This is a genomic window from Skermanella stibiiresistens SB22, from assembly GCF_000576635.1.
Lineage (GTDB): Bacteria > Pseudomonadota > Alphaproteobacteria > Azospirillales > Azospirillaceae > Skermanella > Skermanella stibiiresistens.
Window position 1 is genome coordinate 112108 of record NZ_AVFL01000025.1, and the last position, 9321, is coordinate 121428.

A 9321-nucleotide genomic window follows, 5' to 3' on the forward strand; every position below is an offset into this window, starting at 1 on the left:
ATTCTTGGTTGATCAGACGAACACCATGCCGCCATCGACCATCAGCGATTGCCCGGTCATGAAATCGCTGTCCGACGACGCCAGGAACCGGGCCACGCCAACCAGATCGGCCGGAGCCGAGGCGCGGCCGAGCACCGCGATGCCAGCGAAATTGTCGAACGCCTCGTTGTCGCGGCTGGTCAGCCCGTGTTCCTTGAACCCGCCGTCGATCACCTTCCACATGTCGGTCGCCACCACGCCGGGGCAGATCGCGTTGGCGGTGATCCGCTCCTTGCCGAAGGCGCGGGCGGCGGCTTGGGTCAGCGCCACGACCGCGAACTTGCTGGCCGAGTAATGGGCCAGCGGCTCATAGCCCTGCTTACCGGCGATCGACGCGGTGTTGACGATCTTGCCGCCGCCCCCCTGGGACAGCATCTGGCGGATCGACTCCTGCATCCCGATCAGCACGCCCAGGGCGTTGACATCGGTGACGAAGCGCCAGTCCTCCTCGGTGATCTCCAGGAACGGCTTGGTCTGGGCGACGCCGGCGTTGTTGAAGATCACGTCCAGCCGGCCATGGGCGCGCACCGTCTCCTCGATCATGGCGCGCACACTGGCCCTGTCGCGGACATCGACCGCCACCGCGATGGCCTTGCCGCCGCCGTCCCGGATCGACGCCGCGACGGCGCCGGCGTTGTCGCCCGACAGGTCGGCGATGGTCACGCGGGCGCCGTCGGCGGCGAGCCCGCGCGCGATCTCGGCCCCGATCCCGCGACCGGCACCCGTGACGATGATGCTCTTTTCTTGGATGTTGGTTGGCATGGCTTTTCCTCCTTCAGCCACACCCGGACAGCAAAAGCCGCGCCAGCGCTGGAAGAATCCCGCATGTCCTTGATCGGGGCCACTTTTCGCGGAAGCATTCGCTGGCGGCGGCGCGGCGGACGCGACAGGCTCCGCGACACTGTGCGACGGCTGTGGCATCGCCCCGCGTGCTACCGTTCCGCTCCAATTTCCCCAAGGCGGCGGGAGTGATCCATGAGGCTCTACATGACGCCCGGTTCGTGTTCGACCGGCATCCACATCCTGTTGGAGGAGATCGACAACCCGTTCGAGGCGGCCATCATCAACCTGCCGGCTGGAGACCAGTTCAAGCCCGACTATGTGGCATTGAACCCGAAATCGACCATCCCGACCCTGTTGCGCGACGACGGCACGACGCTGACCGAGTTCCAGGCCATCGCGTATTGGCTGGCCCGCGTCAATCCCCGCGCCAAGCTGCTGCCCGGCGATCCGAATGGCGACGCCCGCGTGATGGAGGTGATGGATTACGTGGTCGGCACCATCCACATGCAGGGCTTCGCCCGCCTGTTCACGACCGACACCTTCGCTCCGGATGAGTCATCCCACGCCGCCGTCAAGGCGCGCGGCACCGAGATCGTGCTCAAGGGTCTGGGGCTGATGGACAAGGTGCTGGACGGCAAGGACTACGTCACCGGCCCCGCCTTCTCGATCGCCGACGCGGCGCTGTTCTACGTCGAGTTCTGGGCCGACAAGACCGGCATCCCGCTGCCGCCCCACTGCCTCGCCCATTACCAGCGGATGCGCGCCCGGCCCGCCGTCCACCGCGTCTTGCGGGAGGAGGGATACCGCTGACTTCGAGCGGCGGCGATTTCGACATTCAAGTTTGCCGCTCATCACAAAGAAGAAAGGCCGCCGCGATTGCTCGCGGCGGCCTTTCCGGCTTTCAGCTCAGCTCACAGCGAAGGAGATCAATCCTCGCTCTGCTCCTTGCTCTGGGCACGGCGCAGGGCCGCACCCAGGATGTCGCCCAGGCTAGCGCCGGAGTCGGACGAACCGAACTCCTGCATGGCCTGCTTCTCTTCCTCGACTTCCTTCGCCTTGATCGACAGGCTGATGCGGCGGCCGCCGCGATCGACCTGGGTGACCTTGGCGTCGACCTTCTCGCCGATGGCGAAACGATCGGGACGCTGCTCGGAACGCTCACGCGACAGGTCGGACTTGCGGATGAAGCCGGAGAACCCGTCGGCGACCGCAACCTCGATGCCGCCATCGGTGATGGCGGTGACGGTCGTGGTGACGACGTCACCCTTCTTCATGCCAGCGGCCGCGCTCTCGAACGGATCCGAGGACAGCTGCTTGATGCCGAGGCTGATGCGCTCCTTCTCGACGTCGACGTCGAGAACCTTGACCTTGACCTGATCGCCCTTCTTGAACTCGGCGATGGCTTCCTCGCCCGACTTGTTCCAGTCGATATCGGACATGTGGACCATGCCGTCGATATCGCCGGGCAAGCCGACGAACAGGCCGAACTCGGTGATGTTCTTGACTTCGCCTTCCAGCTCGGTGCCCGACGGGAACTTGTCGACGAACGACTCCCACGGGTTGTCCAGGCACTGCTTGAGGCCCAGGCTGATGCGGCGCTTCTGCGGATCCACGTCCAGCACCATGACCTCGACTTCCTGGGAGGTCGAGACGATCTTGCCGGGGTGGACGTTCTTCTTGGTCCAGGACATCTCGGAGACGTGCACCAGACCCTCGATCCCCGGCTCCAGCTCCACGAAGGCGCCGTAGTCGGTGATGTTGGTGACGCGGCCCTTGAACTTGGCCCCGACCGGGTACTTCGCCTCGACGCCTTCCCAGGGATCGGCTTCTAGCTGCTTCATGCCGAGGCTGATACGCTGGGTTTCCGGGTTGAAGCGGATGACCTGGACCGTGACGGTCTGGCCGATCTGCAGGGCTTCCGACGGATGGTTGATGCGGCGCCACGCGATGTCGGTGACGTGCAGCAGGCCATCGACGCCGCCCAGATCGACGAACGCGCCGTAATCGGTGATGTTCTTGACGACGCCCTGGAGAACCTGGCCTTCCTTGAGGTTGGCGACAAGCTCCGACCGGGCCTCGGCGCGGCTCTCTTCGAGCACGGCGCGGCGGGACACCACGATGTTGCCGCGCGAGCGGTCCATCTTGAGGATCTGGAACGGCTGGGGGGTGCCCAGCAGCGGGGAAATGTCGCGGACCGGACGGATGTCCACCTGGCTGCCCGGCAGGAACGCCACGGCGCCGGAGAGGTCAACCGTGAAGCCGCCCTTGACACGCCCGAAGATCACGCCGGTGACGCGGGACTGATCGTTGAAGGACTTCTCCAGCAGCGTCCAGGCTTCTTCGCGCTTGGCCTTCTCGCGGGACAGGACGGCTTCGCCGTTCTTGTCTTCCATCCGCTCGAGGTAGACTTCGACCGTGTCGCCAGCCTTCAGCTCGACATTGCCACCGGGGCCGCCGAACTCCTTCAGGGCGACGCGGCCTTCCGACTTCAGCCCGACGTCGATAAGCACATTGTCGTTTTCGATCGAGATGACACGGCCTTTGACGACGGTACCTTCCAGGCTGTCGCTGGTGCCGAGCGTCTCCTCGAGCAACGCGGCGAAGCTCTCCATGCCGCCAAAGCTCTCGGATCTAGCTGCTGCTTGTGCCATTGAAACTCCTAAGGTTGATCATATAGCCGCCCCCGAACCGTCGGCATCCGATGGTTGAAACGGAATGGGGACCGCCGCGCCGGACCTCATGCCCGGCGACTTGTTTTACTGTTCCTGGATGGCTGGCTCGGCAGCGGGCCTACGCACAATGATCGGAGAGGCCGGTTTTGGAGCTTATGAAGGATATCGCCGCGTCGAGCGCCTGATCGGCGTTCAATGACGAGGTATCAAGCAAAAATGCGTCGGCAGCCGGCTTGAGCGGGGCCACCGCTCTCTGGCTGTCGCGCGCATCTCGTTCCCTCATGTCCTCCAGGACGGCTGCATATATAACGGTGATGCCGCGATCCCGCAACTCTTTCAAACGCCGTTCGGCGCGCGCCTCGACCGAGGCGGTGACGAACAGCTTGGCGTCGGCGCCGGGGCACACGATGGTGCCGATGTCCCTGCCATCCAGCACGGCGCCCCGGGCACCACCGGGAGGGTTCGACGCGAAATCGCGCTGGAACGCCAGCAGGGCCTCGCGGACGGCCGGGACCACCGCGACCTTGGACGCGGCGGCGGCGATCTCGTCGCCGCGCAACGCCGGATCGGCCAGCACGCGCGGCGTGGTTTCCGGATGGAGCGCCCGGGCGGCGGCGGTCGCGGCGGCGGCGTCCCCCGGATCGCCGCCGCCGCGGATCACCGCCAGACCGACGGCGCGGTAAAGCGAACCGGTGTCCAGATGGGCGAAACCCAGGCGATCCGCCAGCCGGCGGGCCAGCGTGCCCTTGCCGCTGGCCGCCGGTCCGTCGATCGCGACCACGAGGGCCTTGGGGGCGCCTTCAGGCATGCCTGACCTCAACTCATTCCTGGAATTCATGCCTCGGGAGCCGAGATGCGGGCTCCCAGTTCGTTCATCAACTCGACGAAACCGGGGAAGCTGGTCTCGATGAACTCCGAGTCGTCGACCGCGACCGGCTGGGACGACGCCATGCCGAGCACCAGGAAGCTCATGGCGATGCGGTGGTCCATGGCGGTGGCGACGGTGGCCCCTCCGGGCGGCACGCCGGCGCCATGCACAGTCAGGCTGTCCGGCCCCGCCTCGACCGCGACGCCGCAGGCGGCGAGCCCGTCGGCGACCATGGCGAGCCGGTCGCTCTCCTTGACCCGCAACTCGGCCAGCCCGAGCATCCGGGTGGTTCCGTTGGCGCAGGCGGCCGCCACGGACAGGATCGGGTATTCGTCGATCATGGAGGGTGCCCGCTCCGGGGGCACAGTGACGCCGGTCAGCTCGCTGGAGCGGACGCGGAGGTCGGCGACCGGTTCGCCCGCCTGCTCGCGCCGGTTCAGGAAAGTGATGTCGGCGCCCATCTCGATCAGGGTGTCATAGAGGCCGGTGCGGCGCGGGTTCATGCCGACATCGGTCAGGGTGACGTCGGAGCCGGGGCGGATCAGGGCCGCGACGGTCAGGAAGGCGGCGGAGCTGGGATCGGCCGGGACGTTGACCGTCTTGCCCGTGATCTCCGGCTCGCCGGTCACCGACACCGCCAGGGCGCCGCCCTCGATCCGCTCGGTTTTGACCGTGGCGCCGAAATGGGCGAGCATCAGTTCAGAGTGGTCGCGCGTCGGCTCGGCCTCGATCACGGTGGTGACGCCCGGCGTGTTGAGGCCGGCCAGCAGGATGGCCGACTTGACCTGGGCGGAGGCGACCGGCAGGCGGTAGGTGATCGGCACCGGGTTCTCGGTGCCGATGATCACCAGCGGCAGGCGTCCGCCGGACCGGCTGACGAAGCTGGCGCCCATCTGTTCCAGCGGGGTGGTGACCCGCGCCATCGGGCGCTTGGTCAGGCTGGCGTCGCCGGTGAAGAAGGTCGTGATCGGGTGGGTCGCGACCAAGCCCATCATCAGGCGGGCCGCCGTGCCGCTATTGCCCATATCGAGCACCTGGGACGCCTCGACCAGCCCGCCGACGCCGACGCCGCGCACGCGCCAGACGCCGTGGTCGTCGCGCGTGATGGTGGCGCCCAGGGCCCGCATGGCCGCCGCCGTGTTCAGCACGTCCTCGCCGGTCAGCAGGCCATGGATGACTGTCTCGCCGATCGCCAGCGCCCCGAACATCAGCGCGCGGTGGGAGATCGACTTGTCGCCGGGGACTCGGACGGTGCCCGACAGGGAGCCGGTTTGGCGGGACTGGAGCGGCCTGGGCGTCATGCCGGTGCATCCTTTGGCTGACGGCGTTGGAAAGTGCGGAGGTTCCTAGCATGGATGGGCGCCAGGGGTAAGGGGTGGCGGCGCGGGGTCGACCCTACGGCCGACGGCGTCAATTAGATTTTGACATCAGTGCGGCGGCGTGGCAGACGGGCGTGCTTTGATCAATAGTTACCGTGATGAGACCGGAGGAATAGGCGTGGCGAAACCTGAGTGGGGAACCAAACGCATCTGCCCCAATTGCGGAGCGCGCTATTACGACCTCCGTAAAGAACCGCCGGTTTGCCCCAGCTGCGGCACGACCTTCGACCCCGAGGCGCTGCTGAAGTCGCGCCGCGCCCGCCCCGCCCCCGTCGAGGAGGTGGTCAAGAAGGCCCCCGTCGAGACGGACGACGAGGAGGAGACGGTGGAGGCCGGGGAAGGCGAGTTGGAGGAGGCGGACGAGGTCGCGGTCGACGATCTGGACGAGGATGCCGAGGAGCCGGTCCAGGAGGAGGAGGACGACGATGTCCTGCTGGAGGATGCCTCCGAACTGGGTGACGAGGACGACATGGGCGAGGTCGTCGATGTCGAGGGCGAGGACGAGGAGCGCTGATCGGCGCTCCAGACCCCCTGTTCTCCCCCCTGAAGGAAATCGGACCAAGAAATCGGAGCGGCGGTGAATTTTTCGCTTGAATGAGGGGTCCGGTTTGAGGATAGTCCCCGGCACCGCGAAGCCGGGTCACCCAGATCCCAGACGAGGCGACGCACCGGAATAATAAAGATTGGGGCCATAGCTCAGCTGGGAGAGCGCTACAATGGCATTGTAGAGGTCAGCGGTTCGATCCCGCTTGGCTCCACCAAAACAAAAAGGCCTCCGCCGATCGTTCGGCGGAGGCCTTTTTGTTTTGGTCGTCTTTGCCGATGCCGGCGATGCGGCGACACAGCCGCGGCTTGATTTGATCAGCCGCGGCTGTGTTGGATCGCCACCCGGTGAAGGTCAGGCGGCGAAGGCGGAGTTGGTGGACCGGCGCTCTGCGCGCTGTTCCGCCCGGATGCCGAAGGTCGCCTCGACCGAGCCGGCCCAGGGAAGCAGGAACTGGCCATCGTTGACCAGCCGGTCCGGCTCGATGTGTCCGACCACGGCGGTGTTGGTGTCGGCCAGCCGGATGATGTCGCCATCCTCCGGAACCAGCGCCCGCTCGACACCGCAGCCGCGGGCGAGCCGGGCATGGGCCTCTAGGTGATGGATCTCGCCATGGACCGGTACCGCGAAGCGCGGGCGGACCAACTCGTACATGCGGGTCAGGTCACCGCGGGCCGGGTGGCCGGAGACATGGACCGGAGCGTCGGACGGCGTCACGATCGTGACACCCATCGTCTTCAGCAACTCGTAGATCGCTTCGATCGCGGGTTCATTGCCGGGAATGGTCCGGGCGGAGAAGATCACGGTGTCGCCGCGCTGGAGCGCCAGCGACCGGTGCTCGGCGCGGGCGATCTTGCTGAGCGCGGACCGCTCCTCGCCCTGGCTGCCGGTGCAGATCAGGACCAGGTTGCGGCGCGGAACCGACGAGGCTTCCGACAGGCTGAGGAAGGGCGGCAGACCATCCAGGTAACCGCAGGCGCGGGCGGCCTTCTCCATCCGCAGCAGCGACCGGCCGGCCAGCACGACCTTGCGGTCGTTGGCGGCGGCGGCCATCGCCACGGCCTTCATGCGGGCGACGTTGCTGGCGAAGCAGGTCACCGCGATGGCGCCCTTCCGGTTGCGGAACGCCTCGATCAGCCCGGCCCTCGCCTGCCCTTCCGAGCCGGTGGTGCCCTCGACCTCGGCGTTCGTGCTGTCGCACACCATGGCGAGCACGCCCTCGTCGCCCAGACGCTTCAGGGCGGCGAAATCGGTCGCCTGACCGACCAGTGGCTCCGGGTCGAACTTCCAGTCGCCGGTGTGCAGCAGATTGCCGGCCTTGGTTCGGATCGCCAGCGAGACCGGCTCCGGAATGGAGTGGGTCACCGCGATCGTCTCGATGTCAAACGGACCGATCTTGATCCGGCCGCCGATCGGCATCGTGTTGACCTGGACCGAACGGGCGGCGCCCGCCTCCTTCAACCGTTCCCGGATCAGATGCGTGGCGAAGGGGGTCGCGTAGATCGGGCAGGTCAGGCGCGGCCACAGGTGATGGATGGCGCCGATATGGTCCTCGTGGGCATGGGTCACGACCAAGCCCACGACATCGTTCATCCGCTCCTCGATGAAGGCGGGGTCGACCATGAAGGACTGGACCTCGGGCATGTCGTCGCCACCGAACGCGACGCCGGCGTCGACGATCAGCCATTTGCCGGCGTGACCGTACAGGGTCATGTTCATGCCGATGCGGTTGCAGCCGCCGAGGGGGAGGAAGATAATCTCGTCGGCGCCGGGCACGGGGCCGCGGACCGGGGTGGTGGATGCGGGAGCACGGGGCTTTTTGGTCGCGGCGGCCCTGGCCGGCGCGATCGGCGCGGTCGAGACCAGAGGCTCGCCGACACCGAGATCCTGGGCGCTCCGAACGGAAAGGGTGGATGTCCGCAAGCGGCGGCGATCCCTTGAACTTCTCATACAGCTTGATCTTTCTTGCTTGCGTCCAGAAGTGGGGGGCGAAGCCCCGCCGAAATGGTCCGGACCGGTTTAAAACGACGCATCACGTGACGCGCCCACTGAATTTCTCGAAAACATCGCAGATAGCCGGATAAATGATCCGCCATCGGCGTTTGGATGGAACCGTTCTGACGAAATGGCGCGCTAGGCGCCGAATGCGCTAAAGCGAAACGGAAAAACGAAAAACCCGGCCGCCGCGAACGGCACCGCGAAGCGATGCGATCCGAGGAACCGGGTGCGCTGATAAGCTCCAAGCCTATCTTGATATCGAATCATGGTGGAGGGGGCTGGATTCGAACCAGCGTACGCTATCGCGGGCAGATTTACAGTCTGCTGCCTTTAACCACTCGGCCACCCCTCCGGATGGAACTGTCTCAACCCTCGAGGGGTGGTGATTTGGTGGAGCCAAGCGGGATCGAACCGCTGACCTCTACAATGCCATTGTAGCGCTCTCCCAGCTGAGCTATGGCCCCGTATCTCTGGTGATTGTCTCGTGTGTGCCGTCTAGTCGTATTCCGCCAACCGTTCCCCTGCCCTACCCCGGCGCCTGCACCAAAGCGGCGGCCGGTCCTTGGACCCTATGGAAGAACGATGGAGCGGGCGAAGGGATTCGAACCCTCGACCCCAACCTTGGCAAGGTTGTGCTCTACCCCTGAGCTACGCCCGCGAAACTCGTGATCAAAGGAGACTGGAAAAATGCGATGTGGAAGAGGCCATGCCTGCCGATGTGATCGGCGCGCCCAGCCGGGCGCCTTCCAGCCGGGCATTCCTGTTCCCGGCCCCCACTCGGTCCCACTTCGACCAACCCGTCGAAGCTTCGTTCCCTCCTGGGGTCCCCGCGCTTTCAGTTCCTTTGATGGAGAAACCGTGGATCCGGGTATCCTGATGGCGACTCCCAAACCAGAGGCGCCAGCACCATTCTACCGGAATACATGTGGTGAAAGGTAAACTTTTCAACCACGTCGTTCGATAACCAACCCTCTCGGGCTTCGCGCGCGCGACACGCGGCTGGCGGACCTGGCGGCGACCTACTCTCCCACGTCTTGA

General features: G+C 65.9%; 7 protein-coding genes and 4 tRNA genes. 3 read left to right on the top strand and 8 right to left on the bottom strand.

The window, feature by feature from the left end:
• Positions 1-12 precede the first annotated feature (12 nt).
• Positions 13-801 (bottom strand): SDR family NAD(P)-dependent oxidoreductase, encoded by a 789-nt coding sequence (locus tag N825_RS26670; RefSeq protein WP_037458742.1) that lies wholly within the window; start codon positions 799-801, stop codon positions 13-15.
• A gap of 213 nt (positions 802-1014) precedes the next feature.
• Here N825_RS26670 and N825_RS26675 point away from each other — a divergent pair, with 213 nt between their 5' ends.
• On the top strand, positions 1015-1632 hold the full coding sequence (locus N825_RS26675) for a glutathione S-transferase family protein (RefSeq protein ID WP_037458744.1): 618 nt from the start codon (positions 1015-1017) through the stop codon (positions 1630-1632).
• Between the two features lie 116 nt (positions 1633-1748).
• Here the strand turns inward: N825_RS26675 and rpsA are convergent, their stop codons facing one another.
• The 3 genes from rpsA to aroA form a co-directional block, all read right to left on the bottom strand.
• Entirely contained in the window at positions 1749-3473 is a 1725-nt protein-coding gene (rpsA, locus tag N825_RS26680; protein WP_051513192.1) for a 30S ribosomal protein S1, read from the bottom strand.
• Positions 3474-3612: 139 nt separating this feature from the next.
• Positions 3613-4302, bottom strand: coding sequence for a (d)CMP kinase (gene cmk, locus N825_RS26685; RefSeq protein ID WP_037458749.1), 690 nt, complete (start codon positions 4300-4302; stop codon positions 3613-3615).
• 26 nt (positions 4303-4328) lie between these two features.
• A complete protein-coding gene (gene aroA / locus N825_RS26690; RefSeq protein ID WP_037458751.1) occupies positions 4329-5663 on the bottom strand; it encodes a 3-phosphoshikimate 1-carboxyvinyltransferase in 1335 nt (444 codons plus the stop codon).
• Between the two features lie 196 nt (positions 5664-5859).
• Between aroA and N825_RS26695 the strand changes: the two genes are divergently transcribed.
• Together N825_RS26695 and N825_RS26700 are read left to right on the top strand one after the other, a co-directional pair.
• Complete coding sequence (locus tag N825_RS26695) at positions 5860-6255, top strand: TIGR02300 family protein (protein ID WP_037458753.1); 396 nt, start codon at positions 5860-5862, stop codon at positions 6253-6255.
• A gap of 171 nt (positions 6256-6426) precedes the next feature.
• A tRNA-Ala gene (locus tag N825_RS26700) sits at positions 6427-6502 on the top strand.
• A 137-nt stretch (positions 6503-6639) separates the two neighbouring features.
• Here N825_RS26700 and N825_RS26705 read toward each other — a convergent pair.
• From N825_RS26705 to N825_RS26720, 4 genes are all read right to left on the bottom strand, one after another.
• Positions 6640-8208 carry a ribonuclease J gene (locus tag N825_RS26705; RefSeq protein ID WP_245613239.1) on the bottom strand — a complete coding sequence of 523 codons (1569 nt, stop codon included), beginning with the start codon at positions 8206-8208 and terminating at the stop codon, positions 6640-6642.
• A gap of 341 nt (positions 8209-8549) precedes the next feature.
• A tRNA-Tyr gene (locus tag N825_RS26710) sits at positions 8550-8635 on the bottom strand.
• A 36-nt stretch (positions 8636-8671) separates the two neighbouring features.
• A tRNA-Ala gene (locus N825_RS26715) sits at positions 8672-8747 on the bottom strand.
• A gap of 119 nt (positions 8748-8866) precedes the next feature.
• Positions 8867-8941: transfer RNA gene (locus tag N825_RS26720), tRNA-Gly, on the bottom strand.
• Positions 8942-9321: the final 380 nt, after the last annotated feature.